At 60.6% G+C, this 18,914-nt stretch carries 18 protein-coding genes; 8 read left to right on the top strand and 10 right to left on the bottom strand.

Annotated elements, in window-relative coordinates; all coding sequences use genetic code 11:
• Window positions 1-4 precede the first annotated feature (4 nt).
• Window positions 5-1,252 (top strand): winged helix-turn-helix domain-containing protein, encoded by a 1,248-nt coding sequence (locus QRN48_RS16520; protein WP_285351746.1) that lies wholly within the window; start codon window positions 5-7, stop codon window positions 1,250-1,252.
• Window positions 1,253-1,738: 486 nt separating this feature from the next.
• On the opposite strand, the gene QRN48_RS16515 is transcribed toward QRN48_RS16520, so the two are convergent.
• Window positions 1,739-3,085 (bottom strand): class II 3-deoxy-7-phosphoheptulonate synthase, encoded by a 1,347-nt coding sequence (locus QRN48_RS16515; RefSeq protein ID WP_037011829.1) that lies wholly within the window; start codon window positions 3,083-3,085, stop codon window positions 1,739-1,741.
• 120 nt (window positions 3,086-3,205) lie between these two features.
• Here QRN48_RS16515 and QRN48_RS16510 point away from each other — a divergent pair, with 120 nt between their 5' ends.
• The gene (locus QRN48_RS16510; RefSeq protein WP_191945293.1) at window positions 3,206-3,961 is read left to right on the top strand and encodes a spermidine synthase; all 756 of its coding nucleotides are present in this window, start codon (window positions 3,206-3,208) and stop codon (window positions 3,959-3,961) included.
• A gap of 12 nt (window positions 3,962-3,973) precedes the next feature.
• Here the strand turns inward: QRN48_RS16510 and QRN48_RS16505 are convergent, their stop codons facing one another.
• Entirely contained in the window at window positions 3,974-4,765 is a 792-nt protein-coding gene (locus tag QRN48_RS16505; RefSeq protein WP_285351741.1) for a crotonase/enoyl-CoA hydratase family protein, read from the bottom strand.
• Between the two features lie 416 nt (window positions 4,766-5,181).
• Between QRN48_RS16505 and QRN48_RS16500 the strand changes: the two genes are divergently transcribed.
• A complete protein-coding gene (locus tag QRN48_RS16500) occupies window positions 5,182-6,858 on the top strand; it encodes a DEAD/DEAH box helicase (RefSeq protein ID WP_037011824.1) in 1,677 nt (558 codons plus the stop codon).
• Between the two features lie 228 nt (window positions 6,859-7,086).
• Here QRN48_RS16500 and QRN48_RS16495 read toward each other — a convergent pair whose 3' ends face one another.
• The 4 genes from QRN48_RS16495 to QRN48_RS16480 all read right to left on the bottom strand — a co-directional run bounded on the left by QRN48_RS16495 (window position 7,087) and on the right by QRN48_RS16480 (window position 9,538).
• Complete coding sequence (locus tag QRN48_RS16495; protein ID WP_191945295.1) at window positions 7,087-7,326, bottom strand: pyocin S6 family toxin immunity protein; 240 nt, start codon at window positions 7,324-7,326, stop codon at window positions 7,087-7,089.
• A gap of 8 nt (window positions 7,327-7,334) precedes the next feature.
• Entirely contained in the window at window positions 7,335-7,727 is a 393-nt protein-coding gene (locus tag QRN48_RS16490) for a colicin E3/pyocin S6 family cytotoxin (RefSeq protein ID WP_285351766.1), read from the bottom strand.
• 20 nt (window positions 7,728-7,747) lie between these two features.
• Window positions 7,748-8,464, bottom strand: a complete 717-nt coding sequence (locus QRN48_RS16485; protein WP_285351734.1) for an S-type pyocin domain-containing protein — start codon at window positions 8,462-8,464, stop codon at window positions 7,748-7,750.
• A gap of 306 nt (window positions 8,465-8,770) precedes the next feature.
• Complete coding sequence (locus QRN48_RS16480) at window positions 8,771-9,538, bottom strand: DODA-type extradiol aromatic ring-opening family dioxygenase (RefSeq protein ID WP_285351732.1); 768 nt, start codon at window positions 9,536-9,538, stop codon at window positions 8,771-8,773.
• Between the two features lie 105 nt (window positions 9,539-9,643).
• On the opposite strand from QRN48_RS16480, the gene QRN48_RS16475 reads away from it, so the two are divergent.
• Entirely contained in the window at window positions 9,644-10,300 is a 657-nt protein-coding gene (locus tag QRN48_RS16475; RefSeq protein WP_191945298.1) for a thiopurine S-methyltransferase, read from the top strand.
• Window positions 10,301-10,403: 103 nt separating this feature from the next.
• On the opposite strand, the gene htpX is transcribed toward QRN48_RS16475, so the two are convergent.
• The gene (gene htpX / locus QRN48_RS16470; protein ID WP_037011815.1) at window positions 10,404-11,291 is read right to left on the bottom strand and encodes a protease HtpX; all 888 of its coding nucleotides are present in this window, start codon (window positions 11,289-11,291) and stop codon (window positions 10,404-10,406) included.
• A 263-nt stretch (window positions 11,292-11,554) separates the two neighbouring features.
• Entirely contained in the window at window positions 11,555-12,766 is a 1,212-nt protein-coding gene (locus tag QRN48_RS16465; protein WP_037011814.1) for a pyridoxal phosphate-dependent aminotransferase, read from the bottom strand.
• A 192-nt stretch (window positions 12,767-12,958) separates the two neighbouring features.
• Here QRN48_RS16465 and msrB point away from each other — a divergent pair, with 192 nt between their 5' ends.
• On the top strand, window positions 12,959-13,357 hold the full coding sequence (gene msrB, locus QRN48_RS16460) for a peptide-methionine (R)-S-oxide reductase MsrB (RefSeq protein ID WP_191945299.1): 399 nt from the start codon (window positions 12,959-12,961) through the stop codon (window positions 13,355-13,357).
• 84 nt (window positions 13,358-13,441) lie between these two features.
• The gene (locus tag QRN48_RS16455; RefSeq protein WP_191945300.1) at window positions 13,442-13,942 is read left to right on the top strand and encodes a glutathione peroxidase; all 501 of its coding nucleotides are present in this window, start codon (window positions 13,442-13,444) and stop codon (window positions 13,940-13,942) included.
• 55 nt (window positions 13,943-13,997) lie between these two features.
• On the opposite strand, the gene QRN48_RS16450 is transcribed toward QRN48_RS16455, so the two are convergent.
• On the bottom strand, window positions 13,998-16,316 hold the full coding sequence (locus QRN48_RS16450; RefSeq protein ID WP_191945301.1) for a hybrid sensor histidine kinase/response regulator: 2,319 nt from the start codon (window positions 16,314-16,316) through the stop codon (window positions 13,998-14,000).
• Window positions 16,317-16,402: 86 nt separating this feature from the next.
• On the opposite strand from QRN48_RS16450, the gene QRN48_RS16445 reads away from it, so the two are divergent.
• Window positions 16,403-17,296 (top strand): ATP-binding protein, encoded by an 894-nt coding sequence (locus QRN48_RS16445; protein ID WP_285351727.1) that lies wholly within the window; start codon window positions 16,403-16,405, stop codon window positions 17,294-17,296.
• Entirely contained in the window at window positions 17,293-17,775 is a 483-nt protein-coding gene (msrC, locus tag QRN48_RS16440) for a free L-methionine (R)-S-oxide reductase MsrC (RefSeq protein ID WP_191945302.1), read from the top strand. The genes QRN48_RS16445 and msrC overlap by 4 nt, the downstream gene beginning before the upstream one ends.
• 47 nt (window positions 17,776-17,822) lie before the next feature.
• On the opposite strand, the gene QRN48_RS16435 is transcribed toward msrC, so the two are convergent.
• Window positions 17,823-18,596 (bottom strand): hypothetical protein, encoded by a 774-nt coding sequence (locus tag QRN48_RS16435; RefSeq protein ID WP_037011807.1) that lies wholly within the window; start codon window positions 18,594-18,596, stop codon window positions 17,823-17,825.
• Between the last annotated feature and the right edge of the window lie 318 nt (window positions 18,597-18,914).

Raw genomic sequence — 18,914 nt, 5'->3', positions numbered from 1 at the left:
CGAGATGCCCGCCGAACCGCCGATTTACACGCAACTTTCCATCCAGCATGCGCGCCGTCTGGCGCTGGCGGCTCAGGGATTTGGCAGCCGCCAGCCACCTGCAACGATCAAGGCGGCGCACGTGACTCGGCTGATTGCACGGCTCGGCGTGCTGCAGATCGACTCGGTCAATGCGCTGGTGCGGTCGCACTATCTGCCGCTCTTTTCCCGGTTGGGCAACTACTCGCGCACCTTGCTTGATCAGGCGGCGTGGAGCCAGGGCCGGCAGCGCAAGCTGTTCGAGTACTGGGGCCACGAGGCGTCGCTGCTGCCGATCGAGTTGTACCCGCTGATGCGCTGGCGAATGCGCCGCGCCGCCCAGGGGGAAGGGATTTATCAGCACCTGGCGACATTTGGCCGTGAGCAAACGGCGACCATCGCCAGGGTGCTGCAGACCGTTCGCGAGCGGGGCGCGTTGGGCGCCGGCAGCATCAGCACCCGTCAGGAGCGAGCCGGGCCATGGTGGGACTGGAGTGCTGAAAAGCAGGCGCTGGAATGGTTATTCGCAGCGGGTGAAGTCACGGTCGCCGGCCGTCGCGGCTTCGAGCGGCTTTATGATTTGCCCGAGCGCGTGCTGCCGTCTGCGGTCATTCAGCATCCCGACATTGGCGAAGCCGACGCCCAGCGCGGCTTGCTGCTGCAGGCGGTCACGGCGCTGGGTGTTGGCACTGAAAAGGACGTGCGCGATTATTTCCGTCAGGACCCGGCTCCCGCCAGGCGTGGCTTGGCGGAGCTGGTGGAGGAGGGCGCAGTTCAGGTTGTTCAGGTGGAGGGCTGGAAGCGATCGGGTTACGCACTTGCGGGCGCGGCGGTGCCGCGCAAAGTCACTGCCAGCGCCTTGCTCTCGCCATTCGATTCGTTGATTTGGGAGCGGGCACGCACCGAGCGGCTGTTCGATTTCCATTACCGTCTGGAAATTTACACCCCTGCGCACAAGCGGGTTTATGGCTATTACGTGCTTCCATTTCTGTACAACGAGCGGATTGCCGCGCGTATCGATCTGCGTGCCGAACGAGCGGCGGGGCGGTTGGCGGTGCATGCGGTGCACGAAGAGCAACCTGGGCTAGATGACGAGGGCATGCACGCCCTTGCGCACCAGCTGCGGCAACTGGCCAACTGGCTAGGCCTGCCGCAGGTGCTGATCAATTGCCAGCGCGCCAGTGCGACACGCTTGCGAGGGGCCTTTGTCGCCAGCGGCTTCGATCATCTGTAAACGCATCTTGCAGTTGACGGCGCTTCTGCAGGAGCGCGTTTGCCCGCGAAAAATGTCAGCCGGTGACATCGCCGAACCTGACACGCCGCGTTCGCCAGCAAGCCGGCTCCTACAGGTCCGTGGATGCCGCAGATTTCTGAGGCGGCCTGGACCGACTGTAGGAGCGCGTTTGCCCGCGAAAATATCAGCCGGTGACATCGCCGAACCTGACACGCCGCGTTCGCCAGCAAGCCGGCTCCTACAGATTCGTGTAGGCAGCAGGTTTCCTTGTGCTGCGGATTTCTGAGGCGGCCAGGATCGATTGTAGGAGCGCGCTTGCCCGCGAAAAATCCTGCCCACCCCAAAGAGCTTCCCGGCTAAAGCCAGTCCCACAGAAGACAGCGCCACTAGTAGCACCGGCTAAAGCCAGTCTCACAGATGACCGCGCGCTTGTAGTGGGACCGGCTTTAGCCGGAAAGGGGCAATCTCGGCCAGCCGCAGCCCCGCTTATCGACGCACCTGCTTCAACGTTTCGGCAATCAAAAACGCCAGCTCCAGCGACTGATCCGCATTCATCCGTGGGTCGCAATGGGTGTGATAACGATCCGACAGGCCGTCTTCGGTAATCGGACGGGCGCCGCCGATGCACTCGGTGACGTTCTGACCGGTCATCTCGATGTGAATGCCGCCGGCATAGGTCCCTTCCGCCTGGTGCACCTGGAAGAAAGCTTTCACCTCGGCCAGGATCTGCGCAAAATCGCGGGTCTTGTAACCGCTGCTGGCCTTGATCGTGTTGCCGTGCATCGGGTCCGAGCTCCACAGCACCTTTTTGCCTTCGCGCTCGACCGCACGAATCAGCCCCGGCAAGTGATCCCCCACCTTGTTGGCGCCCATGCGCGCGATCAGGTTCAAACGCCCCGGATCGTTGTCCGGGTTGAGGATGTCGATGAGGCGAATCAGGTCGTCGGTATTCATGCTCGGGCCGACCTTGACGCCGATCGGGTTCTTCACCCCGCGCAGAAACTCCACATGGGCGCCGTCCAGCTGCCGCGTGCGGTCGCCGATCCACAGCATGTGCGCGGAACAGTCGTAGAAGTCGTTGGTCAGGCTGTCGCGGCGCACAAACGCTTCTTCAAAATTCAACAGAAGTGCTTCGTGGGCGGTGAAGAAACTGGTCTCACGCAGCTGCGGCGAGGTGTCCAGGCCGCACGCGCGCATGAACGCGAGGGTCTCGTCGATGCGGTCAGCGAGCTGGCTGTACTTGTCCGACAGAGCCGAGTTGGCGATGAAATCGAGGTTCCACTTGTGCACCTGATGCAGGTCGGCAAAACCGCCTTGAGCGAAGGCTCGCAGCAAATTGAGCGTTGCAGTGGACTGGTGATACGCCTGGAGCAGGCGGTCAGGGTCGGGCACACGGCTTTTTTCGTCGAAGCCGATGCCATTGACGATGTCGCCGCGGTAGGCGGGCAGCGTCACACCGTCTATGGTTTCGTCGTTGGAGGAGCGCGGTTTGGCGAATTGGCCGGCCATGCGCCCGACCTTCACCACAGGGCAGCCGGCAGCGAACGTCATGACGATCGCCATTTGCAGCAGCACTTTGAACGTGTCACGGATTTTCGCAGCCGAGAACTCGAAGAAGCTCTCGGCGCAGTCGCCGCCCTGCAGCAGGAATGCGCGGCCCTCGGTGACCTCGGCAAACTGCCTGCGCAGCTCGCGCGCCTCCCCGGCGAAGACCAGCGGGGGATAGCTGGCCAGCGTCTGCTCGACACGGCGCACGTGCTCGGCGTCAGGGTATTGCGGTTGCTGCTGGATGGGCAGGCTCCGCCAGCTGTCGGGGCTCCAGGGTTGGCTCATGGTGAACTCGAAGTCAGTGCGATCGGATAGGCATGGTAGCAGCTCATCCCGAGAATTTGCGTGACCTGCAGGGCGCGATTCGCCGACAATCCGCGCTTTCCCATGGGCACGAGAGCAGTAATGACCGAGGAACGCGTAGAGCACGTATTGGCCGAGGTTCACGACGACTTCGGGATGATCCGCGTACTCGAGGTGGCCGACTACCGCTTCCTCGAATTCGGCGACGCCATCGAACAAAGCTGCACGTTCACCGCCGATCCGGCTTGGCTCGAATACGACTACACCCGTGCGATGTTCATTGGTGCGCTCTGCCATCCGAGCCCTGAGAGCGCGTTGTTCCTGGGCCTTGGCGCGGGCACGTTGACCCAGGCCTGCTTGAAGTTTCTGCCCCTGGACGACGTCGAAGCCATCGAACTGCGCCCCGACGTGCCGCGTCTGGCCATGGAGTTCATGGGCCTTCAGGACGATCCGCGACTGTATGTGCGCATTGGCGATGCCCTCGAATTGCTGCCGAGCGCTGAAGACGCCGACCTTATCTTCGTCGATCTGTATACCGACACCGGCCCGGCGGTGGGCCACCTTGCATGGGGGTTTCTGGAGAAATGCCAGCAGCGCCTCAACCCAGGCGGCTGGCTGATCATCAACCAGTGGGCGTCAGACGACGGCAAACCTCTGGGTGCCGCGTTGCTGCGCGGGTTGTATCACCGGCATTACTGGGAACTGCCGGTGAAGGAGGGCAACGTCATTCTCATCGTCCCTGCCGACCTTGAGCAGACGCTGGACATTGAGGCCCTGACCCAGCGCGCCGAGAGCCTTGCGCCGCAGCTGGGCTATTCACTGTTGCCACTGATCAAAACACTGCGGCCCGCCACCTGATCGGCACGCTCGTCAGCAGCCCTTGAAGTGCGGCGGGCGTTTGTCCAGCAACGCCTGCAAGCCTTCCGTTGCGTCCTCGCTGTCGAGTACCCGCCGAACCAGTGCGGGCAGCGCCCTGGCCGCCACGGCTTCACCCTCCAGTACCGCCTGCCGCGCTGATTCGAGGGTTGAGAGAACGCCCAGCGGCGCGCGGTCAGCGATGTGTTGTGCCAGGCGCAACGCCGCGGGAAAGAGGTCTTCGGGCGCCAGCACTTCCTGCACCAGACCCATGCGGCACGCTTCGTGTGCGTCGAATTCGTCGCCGGTGAGCAGCCAGCGCATGGCGTTTCCCCAACCGGCGATCTGGTGCAATCGTAGGGTGGCCCCGGCAAAGGCAAAAATCCCGCGTTGCACCTCCAGATGGGCGAAGCGGGCGTTGCTGGCACAGACGTTGACATCGGCGGCGAGCATGAGCTCAATGCCCAGCGTCAGGCAGTAACCCTGGGCAGCCACAATCACCGGTTTGCTGACCCGCGGACCGATGCCCAGCCGCCAGGGGTCATACCCACCCGGTGGCAGCGTCCAGCCCTCCTTGAGGGAAGGGCCGGCTTCTGCGAGGTCGAGCCCACCCGTGAAATGCTCGCCATGTGCAAACACAACCGCCACGCGGGCCTGGTCGTTACGCTCGAAGTCACCGTAGGCCAGGCTTAACTCGTCAAGCATGTGGATGTCGAAGGCGTTGCGTTTGCTGGCGCGGTCCAGGCCAATCAGCATGATTGCGCCGCGCTGTTCCTTGCTGACGTGGCCTTGAGTCGAAGAGGTCATGTCGCTGTTTCCTGCAGATGAGGAGAAAGGAAGGGTGAGGTGTCGCACTGTGCGGGTGAATCGTTTAAGCTCTGTTCGCCATCGATACCGGGGCAGTTGAAAAGTAGACACTGTCGCAGCTTTGCGCAAAGCCTGTGACAGTTGGCCGCAAGGCGCTGTTTTGCGAAAAAAATCCTCACTTTTTTCAGTATTTCCGGTATAGTGCGCGCCGGCCTTTCATAGGGCCCTCGTCACGGTATGGGTTTGTGAAGCCATCTTCTCGAACCGGTTCGGTCACGAACCACCCATGACGATCCATTCATCAATACGTTTTCGCAAATCCCCGCCGACAAAGCAGCCAGGGTGACTCTAGGGTCTTACACGGCACGCGCAGCTTTGAAGCATGGGTCTTTGCGGATGCACTCAGAGGCAGACCCATGACCCAGGAAACCGGCGGCTTCGCCGCTCTTAACCTTCATCCGAATATTGTTGCAGCTGTAGTCGCTACCGGCTACGAAGAGCCTTCGGCCATTCAGCAGCAATCGATTCCAATCATTCTCGCCGGTCACGACATGATCGGCCAGGCGCAGACAGGTACCGGTAAAACCGCCGCCTTCGCTCTGCCTATCCTGAGCCGCATCGACCCGGCAAAACGCGAGCCGCAAGCGCTGATCCTCGCGCCGACTCGTGAACTGGCCCTGCAAGTGGCCACCGCGTTCGAAACCTACGCCAAGCAAATGCCGGGCGTTACCGTTGTGGCTGTCTACGGCGGCGCGCCGATGGGCCCACAGCTGAAAGCCATCCGCAACGGCGCTCAGATCGTCGTCGCCACCCCGGGTCGTCTGTGTGACCACCTGCGTCGTGACGAGAAAGTCCTGGCCACGGTGAATCACCTGGTGCTCGACGAAGCCGACGAAATGCTCAAGCTGGGCTTCATGGATGACCTCGAAGTCATCTTCAAGGCCATGCCGGAGACCCGTCAGACCGTACTGTTCTCGGCGACCCTGCCGCAGTCGATCCGCGCGATCGCCGAGCGTCACCTGAAAGACCCGAAGCACGTCAAGATCCAGAGCAAGACCCAGACCGTCACCGCGATCGAGCAGGCTCACCTGCTGGTTCACGCTGACCAGAAGACCTCTGCCGTGCTGAGCCTGCTGGAAGTCGAAGATTTCGACGCCCTGATCATGTTCGTCCGCACCAAGCAGGCGACTCTGGATCTGGCAAGCGCCCTCGAAGCCAAAGGCTACAAGGCTGCTGCACTGAACGGCGACATCGCCCAGAACCAGCGTGAACGCGTCATCGACTCGCTCAAGGATGGCCGTCTGGACATCGTTGTGGCCACCGACGTTGCTGCCCGTGGTCTGGACGTTCCGCGCATCACTCACGTGTTCAACGTTGATATGCCGTACGACCCGGAAGCCTACGTTCACCGTATCGGCCGTACTGGCCGTGCCGGTCGCGAAGGTCGCGCCCTGTTGCTGGTAACGCCGCGTGAGCGTCGCATGCTGCAGGTGATCGAGCGCATGACCGGTCAGAAAATCGCCGAAGTGCGTCTGCCGGACTCCCAGGCCGTTCTCGATGCCCGCATCAAGAAACTGACCAACAGCCTGTCGCCGCTGGTCGCCGATGCTGAAGCAAGCCACGGTGAACTGCTGGACCGCCTGACTGCTGATATCGGTTGCACACCGCGTGCCCTGGCCGCCGCTCTGCTGCGCAAGGCCACCAATGGTCAGGCGCTGACCCTGGGTGCTATCGAGAAAGAGCGTCCACTGGTGCCGAACAACGCGCCACGTGGTGATCGTCCCGAGCGTCCGGCAGGCGACCGTCCTGACCGTGGCGACCGCGAACGTCGTGCTCCGGTGCCCTTGGCCGAAGGCCGTGCTCGTTGCCGTACCGCGCTGGGTGCCCGTGATGGCATCGCTGCTAAAAACCTGCTGGGCGCCATCCTCAACGAAGGCGGTCTGGCTCGCGAAGCAATCGGTCGCATCCAGGTACGTGACAGCTTCAGCCTCGTCGAGCTGCCGGAAGACGGCCTTGAGCGCCTGCTGGCCAAGCTGAAAGACACCCGCGTCGCTGGCAAGCAGCTGAAACTGCGTCGCTATCGTGAGGACTGATCAACTCTCTTGAGTTTTTCGTCTGAATAAAAAATCCCCGACTGGTTCGGGGATTTTTTTTGTGTGGGATTTGAAGAAACCAATCGTGAGAGCGTCCGCTTGCATACCTTTGGAAAGTTGATCCCAAGCTTCGAAAGCTCGGTTTCTCTACAGAGTACTCCGACTGTGAAATGCAAGGTTCGTTTTGACTGTGCGCACCGTCACCAGAGTTGCGAGCGGTTTTAGCATTCAGGCTTCAAGCCCTATGAACAGCTGCAAATCAAGAGGCAGCGGCTGGCCCACAAGCGTCGACATTTTAATGATCTGTTCAGTCGAGAGCAGCCATTCGCCTGCTGCCATTTCATTGATGCTTTCAAGGCCCAGTATCGGAAGGATTCCCTGGATGAGGGATTCGTCGAGGTCCAGTTCAAATTTAAGCGAATCATCTTCGCTGCTGTCTGCTAGAAATCCGCTAATGCACGGGTACATGAATACTCCTACTTTTCAATTTTACGGCCTGGGTTTGAGGGTTTTGTCTGCTCACCTGTATGCGGATCGTATTCGCCCAAATGCTTACCCTGTTTGTCGTACATCTCAACCGTTCCGTGCTGAGCGTCCCATTCAAAGATTCTGCCTTTTCGGTCTTTCCATCGTTTGCGAATGCCGCCACCGCCCTGAACATTAGTTTTCGAAGGAGCCTTTGCTGCATCAGGAAACGCGGGAAGTCCCTTGGGTGGTAGGTGATACCCATGATCCCCATTAAACGGCCGCGCATACACCACATACATCGACCGCAACCCCGACTCAGCCGGGAACACGACGATGCAGTCCTCGGCAGTGACGTCTTCGCCCGGGAGGCCTTCGAGTTGGCTGTCGGTGTCGTTCGGGATCGGGTGGACGAGGATGGTGCCTAAACGGGCGTCGCTACCAACGGTTCGATTGCCCCGTATCGGCCCCGCCGGGGTGTCATGAGGACAGTGATGCCGTTGAGATGGGCTTCCATCGCGCTTTTGTCGGCATTCCAGCGGGCTTGCACTGTGCGGACCGAGTCGTCGCCCGACGCTTTGGAGTGAATGCCGTAGACCTGCAGCTCGCCCGCGTCGTCACGACGTAGCTGGAAGCGCACCCGTGTTGTCGCTTGGGTCATGCTGCGCAGTTCGTCGTCGGTGTAGAGCGTACCATCGCCCATCTTTGCCGGGAGCATCCCCAGAACGAAGAGGCTTGCAGGGCCGCCCGCTCCGCGAAGCAGCCAGGTATGGCTGCGTTGCATGATGCCGCCGCCAGCCATGCGCCCCAATGCCATGTCTGCGCCGAGTGCGGTGGCGATTGCTTCGGAAGCGGACGGCATAAGCATGGCGCCCGCCATCATGATCGCGCCGAAGTTGGAGGCGGGCTCTATCTCGGTTCCTGCGTCAGTGCTGCACCAATTGCCCGCGGCGCAGGACTTGGCGAAGACTTTGTCGGTCCGCTCCCTGGGAGCGGGCCAACGTTCAGGTATCGGGGTTTGCACCCGCTCGGGTTCCGGGGGCGGGTTCTGTCCGGCCCACGATGCGCCGCCATTGGGGAGCTTCGTACCCGCAAACAGCGAGTTGCCCCAGAAGGGATCTTTGTTGTCGCCCTGGAACATGACCCTGCTGCTGTCCGCAATTTGAGGCGGCGGAGGATGCAGGCGAGCCGACGAGCGGTCAACGGCAGGGCGGTTACTGGATGTTGCCGGATGGACAGGCTCTTGATGTGAGTAGGACCGGCTTTAGCCGGGAAGGCGGCAGTTGTCACTCCAGATAATTAAGGGTGCACGATCTGGCGCCTTCCCGGCTGAAGCCGGTCCCACATTAGTCCGCGTCGTCTGGGCTGGATCTGTCGTAAGAACTTGAACAGGTCGACTCTGTGCTTTTCCGGCTAAAGCCAGGCCCAGAGGGACGTGATCATTCATTCAACCAAACCGATAGATATCCATGCCCAGCGCGCCCATGGTGAAGCCTTGGTGTTCGATGCTGAACGGTCCGCCCGCCGCACGCGCGAAATACAGCGGCAACAGGTGTTCATCCGTCGGGTGGTTGCGCGCAGCGTGCGGTGCCTGGCTTCGATAGTCGTGCAACGCGTCCAGGTCGTCAGTTGCCAGCTTTTGCACCATCCAGTCGCGAAACGCCAACGCCCAGGGCTCGATGCTTTCGGGACCGGCGTGCCAGTCCAGTTCCCGCAGGTTGTGGGTGATGCTGCCGGAGCCGATCACCAGAACATCTTCCTCGCGCAGGTGTTTGAGCGCCTGCCCGACGCGTGTCTGCAAGGCAGGGCCCTGGCGAGCCGGTAACGAAACCTGCACCACCGGAATATCGGCGTGCGGGTACATCAGCGACAGCGGCACCCAGACGCCATGGTCGAACGGGCGTTGCGTGTCGATGCGCGCCTCAAGGCCCGCATGTGCCAGCAGTCCCACCACGCGCTGCGTCAGTTCCGGCAGGCCGCACGCCGGATACTGCACGGCAAAGAGCTCAGGCGGGAAGCCGCCGAAGTCATGCCAGGTCTCGGGCTGCGGGTTACCGTTGACCCGCAGCTCGGCAGTCTCCCAATGCGCCGACACGATGACGATGGCCCTGGGGCGTGGCAGGTTGGCGGACAGTCGTGCGAGTGCCGGACCGCTCTCACCCGGTTCGAGCGCGAGCATCGGCGAGCCATGGGAAATGAACAGACTAGGCAGCATTTGCAGTGACCTGAGCGTATAAGATGAGCAACATGATCGGGCAGGCCATCGATCAGAATCTAATATAAGTTTTCGTCCCTTTTGATCGGTATATCAGGAGTGTCTATGGAGCCTCGGTTTTGGCATGAGCGCTGGGCGATCAATCAGATCGGCTTCAATCAGGCGTCAGTGAATTCGCATCTATTGCGCCTGTGGACAGAGCTCACCATTGATCCGGGGGCGCGGGTGCTGGTGCCACTGTGTGGCAAAAGCATCGACATGGTCTGGCTGGCCAACCAGGATTTTCATGTGGTCGGCGTCGAATTGTCCGAAATCGCCGTGGCCGGGTTCTTCAGTGAAAACGGCCTGCAGGCGCAAATTGAGACCCGGGGCGCCTTCAAGGTCTATCGCGCGCAAGGGTTTGAGATCTGGTGCGCTGACTTCTTTGCCCTCGGTGCCGAGGACATCGGCGACTGCACCGCGTTTTACGATCGCGCCGCCTTGATCGCGCTGCCCCCCGATCTGCGCTGGCGTTACATCAAGCAGCTCAATCATCTGCTGTCCGAAGACGCCTGTGGGTTGCTGATCACGCTGGATTACGATCAGTCACTGATCGCCGGGCCACCTTTCGCGGTCGACGAGGACGAGGTCATGCAGCTGCTGTCGCCGGACTGGCGGGTCAAACGCGTTGCGGATCTGGACGTGCTGGAGCAGGGCGCCAAGTTCAGGCAGGCCGGCGCCACGTCTCTGATGGAATATGCATACCGGCTGTATCGGCGTTAAAGGCGGGATGGGCTTGGAGCGCCACCAAGCCCAACTGCACGGCGATTTTTTTGGGCAAAAAAAGGGCGACTTGTCAGTCGCCCTTCTTCGCTGCCCGGTGTGATCAACCGCGGCGGCGAAGCGCCTCAATGCGCTCTTCCAGCGGCGGGTGGCTCATGAAGAGACCGGCCAGGCCGTGCTTCAAGCCACCGTTGATACCAAAGGCGGTCATGCTTTCCGGCATCTGCACCGGGACGCCCTGCTCCGAGCGCAGGCGCTGCAGTGCGCTGATCATCGCGCCAGTGCCGGCGAGGCGGGCACCGGCATCGTCGGCGCGGTATTCACGCTTGCGCGAGAACCACATGACGATGGCGCTGGCCAGGAAACCCAGCACGATTTCAGCGAAGATGGTCGCGATGTAGAACGCGATACCGCGGCCTTCTTCGTTCTTGAAAATCACCTTGTCGACGAAGTTGCCGATGATCCGCGCGAAGAACATCACGAAGGTGTTGACCACACCCTGGACCAGCGCCAGCGTCACCATGTCGCCGTTGGCAACGTGACCGATTTCGTGGGCCAGCACCGCTTTCACCTCATCGGGCGAAAACCGTTCCAGCAGGCCCTGGCTGACGGCAACCAGCGCGTCGTTTTTATTCCAGCCGGTCGCGAAAGCGTTGGCCTCGTAAGCCGGAAAAATACCCACTTCCGGCATTTTGATCCCGGCATCGCGAGACAGCTGTTCTACAGTCTGCAGCAGCCATTGTTCGTGGCGGGTGCGGGGTTGAGTGATGATTTCGGTGCCCGTGCTCATTTTCGCCATCCACTTGGAGATGAAAAGCGAGAACAGCGAACCGGCGAACCCGAACACGGCGCAGAAAATCAGCAGCTGATTGAGGTTCAGATCAACCCCGTTGGCCGCCATAAACCCGTTGAAGCCAAAAAGGCTCAGGGTAATGCTGGCAATCAGCACGACCGCAAGGTTAGTGGCCAAAAACAGCAAAATGCGCATCATGGTTAAGAGTGTCTCCTCGGAAGAATATGTATCGTACTGCGGGGGTATATAAGGTGATGCGGAGGCGTATTCAACCGGGCGACTATTTCAAACTGTGTCGCCTGGCTGTGGCGCAGCGGTAAAGGCCGTCAGCGAGAGGGCAGGTGAAGGCGATGGGTTGCACAACCGCAGGGCCGGCTTGCTGGCGAATCCGGTGTGTCAGGCGACATCGTTGCCACTGATAATCGGGTTCGCCAGCAAGCCGGCTCCTACAGCAAGCAGGATTACTGCTTGTACGATTTCAGGAAATTGCCGATCCGGCCAATGGCCTGTTCCAGGTCATCCACACGCGGCAGCGTCACCACGCGGAAATGGTCCGGCCATGGCCAGTTGAATGCCGTGCCTTGAACGATCAGCAGTTTTTCCGAGAGCAACAGGTCCAGCGCGAATTTCTCGTCGTTGTGAATCGGGCACACCTTCGGGTCGATCCGCGGAAAGGCATACAGCGCGCCCATGGGCTTGACGCAGCTGACGCCAGGAATATCGTTCAGCAGTTCCCAGGTCCGATTGCGTTGCTCCAGCAAACGGCCTTGCGGCAGGATCAGGTCATTGATGCTTTGATAGCCGCCCAGCGCTGTCTGGATCGCATGCTGGCTCGGCACGTTGGCGCACAGGCGCATGTTTGCCAGGATGTCGATGCCTTCAATGTAGCTTTGCGCATTGTGCTTGGGCCCGGAAATGGCGATCCAGCCGGAGCGGAAGCCCGCCACGCGATACGATTTCGACAGACCGTTGAAGGTCAGGCACAGCAGGTCCGGTGCCAGCGAGGCGGTGCAGATGTGCACGGCGTCGTCGTACAGAATCTTGTCGTAGATCTCGTCGGAAAAGACCACCAGATTGTGCTGACGGGCGAGTTCCAGCATGCCCAGCAGTACTTCGCGGGAATATACGGCGCCGGTCGGGTTATTGGGGTTGATGATCACCATGGCTTTGGTGTTCGGCGTGATCTTGGCCTTGATGTCGGCCAGATCCGGCCACCAGTTGGCCTGCTCGTCACACAGATAATGCACAGGGTTGCCGCCCGACAGTGCCACGGCCGCAGTCCACAGCGGATAATCCGGGGCCGGCACCAACACTTCGTCGCCGTTATTGAGCAGGGCCTGCATCGACATCACGATGAGTTCGGACACGCCGTTGCCCAGGTAGATGTCTTCGATGCCGACGCCTTCGACTTCCTTCTGCTGGTAGTACTGCATCACCGCCTTGCGCGCACTGAACAGACCCTTGGAGTCACTGTAGCCCTGGGCTGTTGGCAGGTTGCGGATGACGTCCTGCAGGATTTCCTCAGGCGCCTCGAAACCAAAAGGCGCCGGGTTGCCGATGTTCAGCTTGAGGATGCGATGGCCTTCCTCTTCCAGGCGCTTGGCGTGCTTGAGCACCGGCCCGCGAATGTCGTAGCAGACGTTGGCGAGCTTGTTCGATTTGCTGAACTGCATGGTGATGGGTCCCGATAAGAGACGGCCTGCTGTATGAAAAAGCGCAGACCGTTGAGCATGACGCCAGCAAAATGGATTTGTACGCGACAAACGCGGGTGACAGACTGGCGCCCAACGAAGGCGCAATCATACGTGCCACCCGATCCGTGGAAAAGACGCAGATCGGGCTTTTTCAATTGTGGAGGTTGACCCGTGGAAAAGCTGGATAAAACCCTTGAAGAATGGAAAGCCATGCTTGATCCGGAGCAGTACAACGTCTGCCGGCTCAAGGGAACGGAGCGCCCCTTCAGCGGCAAATACAACGAGACCAAGACCGACGGCATCTACCATTGCATCTGCTGCAACGAGCCGCTGTTCGATTCCACCACCAAGTTCGACTCGGGCTGCGGCTGGCCGAGCTTTTACGCGCCGCTTGCAGGCAGTGCGGTGGTCGAAGTGCGCGACGTCAGTCACGGCATGATCCGCACTGAAGTTGTCTGCAGTAAATGTGATGCTCACCTCGGTCATGTATTCCCCGATGGACCGCCACCGACTGGTCTGCGCTACTGCATCAATTCTGTGTGCCTTGATCTGGTGCCGCGAAGCGCCTGATGCCGGCTTATCACAGGCAATAATGGGATGGCGCGCCGGAGAACGGCGCGCTAGCTTGGCGGTTTACGACTCTGAGGCATCGCCATGAACGACAGTCTGCTCAACATTCCGGTGCAAACGATCAAGGGCGAGCAGAAGACGCTCGCCGACTTTGGCGGCAGGGCGGTGCTGGTGGTGAATACCGCCAGCAAGTGCGGGTTCACGCCGCAATACAAGGGCCTTGAGGCGTTGTGGCAAGGTTACAAGGACCGCGGGCTCGTGGTGCTGGGCTTCCCGTGCAATCAGTTTGGCAAGCAGGAGCCGGGCAATGAAGGCGCAATTTCCGACTTCTGTGAACTGAACTACGGTGTGACCTTTCCGCTGTTCAAGAAGATCGACGTCAACGGCAGCCAGGCCCACCCGTTGTTCGTGCAGCTCAAAAAGCGCGCCCCGGGTCTGCTGGGGTCCCAGGGCATCAAGTGGAACTTCACCAAATTCCTGGTGGGACGTGACGGCAAGCTGGTGAAACGCTACGCCCCTTTGACCAAGCCCGAAGACATTGAAGCCGACATCGAGGCGCTGTTGAAGGAATCATCGGGCAGTTGACCGCCCCTTAGTGTGGCAGCCCTTAGTGTGACAGCCTCTTGGTAGATAGGCCCCTTTATTGGGGCTGCTCAACGGGGATCCACTGGTCCAGCAGTGCCACCAATTCTTCGCGTCGAAACGGCTTGGCCAGGTAGTCGCTCATGCCAGCGGCCTTGCAATGCTCACGTTCTTCCGGCATCGCGTTGGCCGTCAGCGCGATGATTGGCAGAGCGGACCATCGCTCGTTCTTTCTGATCTGCCGCGTGGCGTCGTACCCGTTCATGACCGGCATGTTGCAATCCATCAACACCAGGTCAAAGTGATCCTGCTCAAGTTGCTGCAGGGCCTCGGCACCGTTGCTGCTGACCACAACATCGCACCCCAGCTTGCTGAGCATGCCTCTGGCTACCAGTTGATTCACCGGGTTGTCTTCCACCAGCAGGATGTGCGCGCGATGTGCGGGCAGCGCCATGCCTTGCTCGGGGCTGGTGTTGGGCTGGCCTTCGATTCGGAGGATCCGCGCCAGGCTTTGATAAAGCACGGCGCGCGGCAGAGGCCGCGCCTGTTGCTGCAACGGGGCCAACGCCTCGACTTGATCGGCAGGCATGAAATTGCCGTATGCCGTCACCAGCAACACCGGCACGCGACTGGCGTCGCGTATGTCTACCAGGCACTCGGGGCAATCAGTGATGAGCAGGTCGGCGTCTGCGTCGGGCGCAGCGCCCGTTTCCAGCTGCTGGCAGGCGACACCCCAATGCGGGAGCAATCGGCCAAGCATCTCCAGCAACCCGCTGTTGGCGTTGCTGGCCACCAGCACCTTGCCCTTCAGCGGTGCCCACTGCACCGGTGGAGTGTGCGCCGGCAAGGGCAGGTCGACGCAAAAGCGGCTGCCAACGCCCAGGTTCGACTCGATGCTCAATTGACCATTCATCGCATCGGTCAGGTTATGCGTCAGGGTCAGCCCCAGGCCGGTCCCGCCGTACTGCCGAGTGATCGCAGCTTCGGCCTGGGTGAATGGCTGAAAGATCTTCGCTTGCGCGTCCTGAGCGATGCCGATGCCGGTGTCGCACACCTCGATGCGCACCCTGTCGCCGTAATGCGCGAGGCGTACATCGACCCGGCCGGCCCGGGTGAATTTCAGCGCATTGGACAACAGGTTGCTGACGATCTGACGCACCCGGGTCGGATCGCCCAGCACCGAAGCCGGGAAGTGCGGATCGATCAGGCAGGTCAGTTCGACGTTTGGCGCTGCGTTCTGCGACAGCAGGCTGGCGGTGTCTTCAAGCAACGCGGCGAGGTCGAACGGGATGCGCTCTAGCTCGACCTGGCCGGCATCGAATTTGGACAGGTCCAGAATGTCGTTGAGCAGTTCAACCAGCACCTTGCCCGAATCATGAGCGATAGACAGTTGCTGGCGCTGTTCGGCGCTGAGCGGACCGTCGAGAGACAATGCAAGCATCCCCAGCAGGCCATTCAGTGGCGTGCGAATTTCATGGCTCATGTTCGCCAGAAAGGCAGACCTTGCATGGGCCATGTCCAGGGCCGTGCTGCGCGCGACCTGCAATTCTTCATTGGACTGGCTGAGCCGGGCGTTGATGGATTCGAGTTGCTGGGTGCGGGCAGAGACGATGTCCTCCAGTTCGTTGAGGTGGTCATTGAGCTGCTTTTCAGCCTCCTGCCGCCGGGCGAACTCGCTGGCCACCGTCTCGAACTGCCGATTGGTGACCGCTACCAGCACGCCGATTTCATCATTTTCGTGGCCGGGCGGGCAGGGCATTGCCTCTTGATTCAGGCTTCGCGGGTCCCGCACAGAGAGCGCGCGGATCATCCCGGTCAGCGGTTTGGTCAAGGTGAAGTAGAACAGCGCCAGCAGCAGGCCGGCCAGCACCAGACTGCGCACGAATCCATTGATGAGGGTAATGACGGCGCGCTGCAGGAAATGACTGCCAAACGCGAACGTGTCGATGTCCAGATGCAGCGTGCCGATCGACTCGTCGGGCATGTGATCCAGGCGCAATACATCGTCGAACTGCCGGCTCTTGCCGAACAGAAAGTCGCTGACCATTCGGTAAGGGCTCTGTGCCAAGGGGCGCGTTACGCTGGCGAGAAGGACATGGTTGTTGTCGGCCAGGCGTGCGCCCACCACGGCGGGGGAGTGCAGCAGGCCCAGGGTCAGCTCTTGCGCGAGTTCGGCGTCCAGGTTGTAGGCGATACGCGAGGCGGGGTTGTGGCTGATTTGCAGCAGGGAGCGAATTTCACGATCGATGGAGGCGTCTTCGCTGGCATAATCGATCGCGATTTGAAACAGACTGAGCAGCGTGCCCAATACAAAGCCGATCAGCACAGTCAAACGGGCCTGTTTGAAAGACAGCCGGTGGGTGATCGGAATATCCATAAGGGCGCTGTTACTTCTTGTGTCCGTCGCCGAGCTAGCATAGCTGATCGCGGGCGGGCGTTAACCCGTTAAATCAAGGAGAAACCGTGGATTCTCGATTGAACGCATTTCTTGAGCGCGCCGAATCGGTACTGGCGCGGCTCGAACCCTTGCTGCCTGCCGTGCGGCAGCCCGTGGACTGGGAGACCACCCTGGCGGCGCGCTGGGTGCGCGAGGGTCGTGTCGGATACCTGATGCCACTCGACGTCACCCTGGTCATGCGCCTGTCCGACCTCATCGGCGTCGACCGTCAGCGTGAGCAACTGGGCCGCAATACACAGCAGTTCATCGACGGATTACCCGCCAACCATGCGCTGTTGTGGGGCTCTCGCGGTACAGGCAAGTCATCGCTGGTTCGCGCCCTGCTGGCCGAGCATGCCAGAGCGGGTCTGCGCCTGATCGAGATCGAGCGTGATCATCTGGGCGACCTGCCGCGCGTGGTCGAGCAACTGCAAAAGCTGCCGCAGCGCTTCGTGTTGTTCTGTGATGACCTGTCGTTTGAATCGGGCGAAGGCGATTACCGCGTGCTCAAAAGCGTGCTCGACGGTTCGCTGGAGCAGGCGCCGGACAACGTTTTGCTGTACGCCACCTCCAACCGCCGCCACCTGGTGCCCGAGAAGGAGAGCGACAACGCTCACTGGCAGCGCGGTGATGACGGCGAGATTCACCCCAGCGAGGCGGTGGAAGACAAGATCGCGCTGTCGGACCGCTTTGGCCTGTGGCTGTCGTTTTATCCCTTCACTCAAGAACACTTTCTGGATGTCGTCGAGCACTGGGTCGGCGAGCTGGCCACCAAGGCCGGGCTGCAATGGCAGCGCGACGAAGCGCTCGACATCGAGGCCGTGCGCTGGGCAACCGGCCGTGGCAATCGCAACGGACGTTGCGCGTATCAGTTCGCCCGTTATTGGGTTGGTTTGAAAATGCTGGAGCAACACCCATGATCGATTTGAATACCGCAGGCGAGGGCCTTGATGGCTACCGCCTGCTCGCGGCACAGCTGGAATCCCTTCTGGCGGATGAGCGTGACTTCATTGCGAATGCTGCGCAGTTTTCGGCATTCCTTTATACCCAGCTCGATGATCTGAACTGGGCAGGCTTCTACCTCAATCGCAGTGAAGAGCTGGTGCTGGGCCCGTTTCAAGGGCAGATCGCCTGCGTGCGCATTCCCTTTGGTAAAGGCGTCTGTGGCACTGCTGCGCAAAGTCGCGAAACCCAGCGCGTGGTCGATGTCCATGAGTTTCCCGGACACATCGCCTGCGACAGCGCCTCCAACAGCGAGCTGGTGGTGCCGTTGGTCAAAGAGGGGCGGCTGATTGGCGTTCTGGATCTGGACAGCCCGAGCGTTGGGCGTTTCAGCGAGGAGGATCAGGCGGGGGTTGAGAGGCTGGCGGCTATCTTCTTGAAATATACCGATTGCTGAACTGAGGCCTGACGCACCGCACTGGGCGGTGCGTCAGGCCCGAGCCATCAGTCGTAGATGGCTTTCTTTTTCCATTCAGCGTCGGCTTCCACCACCCGCAGCCCTTCGGTCAGCTCGTTATTGTCGTCTTCGGTCGGGGCGATGGTGTCCAGCACCATCGAATTGGCGCGTGCCAGCTGCCGTTCCATGGCCTGCAGGTGGGTTTTCCACGGCGCCGGCTCTGGCTGATTCTTCAAATACTGAACACCGCGCTCGAAGGCGAGTCGGGCCTGGCCGGGCTGTTCCTGATTCAGGGCGTGCTGCCCAAGATTATTGAAGAACTCGATGTGCAACAGCACCAGCATATTGCGGATCTCGCGAATCCAGTGCTTGGCCTCGGCGGTCTGCAGAAAGCCATCGTGGGCCGCGCGAGTGACTTGGCCATGCATGGCTTCTAAAAGGAAGCGCACATCCTTGGCCTTGGCCTCGGTCTGGATCGGGCTGGCCGGGTTGCTGATGGTGATGGCATCACCCTGAGCCACGAGCGCTTCGAGTTCGGTCTTGCGTTCTTCAAGGTTCGGGTTGTTTCTTCGCTCCAGCGCGATCAGGCGCTTGACTACGTTGAGCTCCAGCCTGACCAACAGCAACTTCAGCGCCGGCGTCATCAGCTGACCCGGGAAGGTTTCGGACAGCTCGCTACAGCGTCGCAGTCGGTCATTAAGCTCGACCAGGCTGCGCGCGCGCTCGACCTTTTTGCCCTCTGCGACATGGTTCAAATAGCCGACAGCGATGAGGAGCACGATGCCTGCTACGACGAACAGGGTGATAATGAGTGGAGTCACCGCACAAGCCTCAATCAAGTCAATTTGCGCGAGTGTAGTGGCAATCCACTATCGCGGGAAGATGGTCCTGTCGGTCCGCTTGATATAAGCCGCGGTGCCTGACACGTGTGTATCGGCCGTCCATGAGCTAAATAAAGGGCGAAGTCATTGATTTGAATAAATTTTCACTGGGGGGTTGACGACCCCTATATCCATCCATAGAATGCGCGCCACTTGCAGCGTAAAGCACACAGCCAAGCGTAGCAGGTAGTGAATGATGTAGCGTGTCCCCTTCGTCTAGTGGCCTAGGACACCGCCCTTTCACGGCGGTAACAGGGG

It is taken from the genome of Pseudomonas sp. ME-P-057 (assembly GCF_030208975.1).
In the GTDB taxonomy this organism is placed as follows: domain Bacteria; phylum Pseudomonadota; class Gammaproteobacteria; order Pseudomonadales; family Pseudomonadaceae; genus Aquipseudomonas; species Aquipseudomonas lutea.
The sequence above is the reverse complement of the archived record's forward strand: the minus strand, read 5'-3'. Positions and strand labels throughout refer to the sequence as shown.

Coding starts and splice junctions, on each gene's coding strand:
- QRN48_RS16520 (WP_285351746.1), top strand. CDS start 5: ATGCCCGCCGAACCGCCGATTTACACGCAACTTTCCATCCAGCATGCG.
- QRN48_RS16515 (WP_037011829.1), bottom strand. CDS start 3,085: ATGAGCCAACCCTGGAGCCCCGACAGCTGGCGGAGCCTGCCCATCCAG.
- QRN48_RS16510 (WP_191945293.1), top strand. CDS start 3,206: ATGACCGAGGAACGCGTAGAGCACGTATTGGCCGAGGTTCACGACGAC.
- QRN48_RS16505 (WP_285351741.1), bottom strand. CDS start 4,765: ATGACCTCTTCGACTCAAGGCCACGTCAGCAAGGAACAGCGCGGCGCA.
- QRN48_RS16500 (WP_037011824.1), top strand. CDS start 5,182: ATGACCCAGGAAACCGGCGGCTTCGCCGCTCTTAACCTTCATCCGAAT.
- QRN48_RS16495 (WP_191945295.1), bottom strand. CDS start 7,326: ATGTACCCGTGCATTAGCGGATTTCTAGCAGACAGCAGCGAAGATGAT.
- QRN48_RS16485 (WP_285351734.1), bottom strand. CDS start 8,464: ATGTTCCAGGGCGACAACAAAGATCCCTTCTGGGGCAACTCGCTGTTT.
- QRN48_RS16480 (WP_285351732.1), bottom strand. CDS start 9,538: ATGCTGCCTAGTCTGTTCATTTCCCATGGCTCGCCGATGCTCGCGCTC.
- QRN48_RS16475 (WP_191945298.1), top strand. CDS start 9,644: ATGGAGCCTCGGTTTTGGCATGAGCGCTGGGCGATCAATCAGATCGGC.
- htpX (WP_037011815.1), bottom strand. CDS start 11,291: ATGATGCGCATTTTGCTGTTTTTGGCCACTAACCTTGCGGTCGTGCTG.
- QRN48_RS16465 (WP_037011814.1), bottom strand. CDS start 12,766: ATGCAGTTCAGCAAATCGAACAAGCTCGCCAACGTCTGCTACGACATT.
- QRN48_RS16455 (WP_191945300.1), top strand. CDS start 13,442: ATGAACGACAGTCTGCTCAACATTCCGGTGCAAACGATCAAGGGCGAG.
- QRN48_RS16450 (WP_191945301.1), bottom strand. CDS start 16,316: ATGGATATTCCGATCACCCACCGGCTGTCTTTCAAACAGGCCCGTTTG.
- msrC (WP_191945302.1), top strand. CDS start 17,293: ATGATCGATTTGAATACCGCAGGCGAGGGCCTTGATGGCTACCGCCTG.